Genomic DNA, 1,055 nt, shown 5'->3' with positions numbered 1-1,055 from the left:
CGGCTCGACCGGGACAAGGTGAGGATCATTCAGGCTCGCGGCCGGCTGGACGGGCCGGAGACCGTGATCGCCGGCGACGAGCGGCTGGACGCCGACGTCGTGCTGATCGCCACCGGGGCGCGGCCGCGGATCCTGAAGGGCTCCGAGCCGGACGGGGAGCGGATCCTGACCTGGGAGCAGGTCTACGAGCTCGAGGAGCTGCCCGAGCGGCTGATCGTGGTCGGGTCCGGTGTCACCGGCGCCGAGTTCGCCAGCGCGTACGACGCCCTCGGCAGCGACGTCGTCCTGGTGTCGTCGCGGGACCGGGTGCTGCCCGGCGAGGACGCGGACGCGGCCGCCGTACTGGAGGACGTGTTCGAGCGGCGCGGGCTGACCGTGCTGGGCAAGTCCCGGGCCGAGTCGGTCAAGCGGCAGGGCGACGGGGTGGTGGTGACGCTCACCGACGGCCGCACGGTCGAGGGATCGCACGCGCTGCTCGCGGTCGGATCGCTGCCGAACACCGATGACATGGGACTTGCCGAGTCGGGCGTGTCGCTGGGCGACGGCGGCTTCGTCACGGTCGATCGGGTCTCGCGGACCACCGCCCGCGGCGTCTATGCGGCCGGTGACTGCACCGGCGTACTGATGCTCGCCTCGGTCGCCGCCATGCAGGGCCGGATCGCGATGGCGCACGCGCTCGGCGACGCGGTCAGCCCGCTGGATCAGTCGACCGTCTCCGCGAACGTCTTCACCGCCCCGGAGATCGCCACCGTCGGCGTGTCCCAGGCCGCCGTCGACGCCGGCGGCAGTACGGCGATCGTCGTCAAGGTCCCGCTGGCCGACAACGCCCGCGCCAAGATGCAGGGCGTCCGGGACGGCTTCGTGAAGCTCTTCTGCCTGCCGAACACCGGCATCATCGTCGGCGGCGTGGTGGTCGCCCCGCGCGCCAGCGAGCTCATCCACCCCATCTCCCTGGCCGTAGCCGCCCGCCTCACCGTCGACCAGGTGGCCGCCTCCTTCACCGTCTACCCCTCAGTCTCCGGCTCCATAGCCGAAGCCGCCCGCCAACTCCACCT

1 protein-coding gene is annotated in these 1,055 nt (G+C 72.3%); it reads left to right on the top strand.

Going from position 1 to position 1,055, the window contains the following annotated elements:
* Window positions 1–1,055 (top strand): NAD(P)H-quinone dehydrogenase (locus AB0H36_RS48125; protein WP_360539154.1); only part of this gene is annotated, 1,055 nt, incomplete at both ends.

The sequence above is a fragment of the Kribbella sp. NPDC050820 genome, from assembly GCF_040653975.1.
Taxonomy (GTDB): Bacteria; Actinomycetota; Actinomycetes; order Propionibacteriales; family Kribbellaceae; genus Kribbella.
The sequence above is the reverse complement of the archived record's forward strand: the minus strand, read 5'-3'. Positions and strand labels throughout refer to the sequence as shown.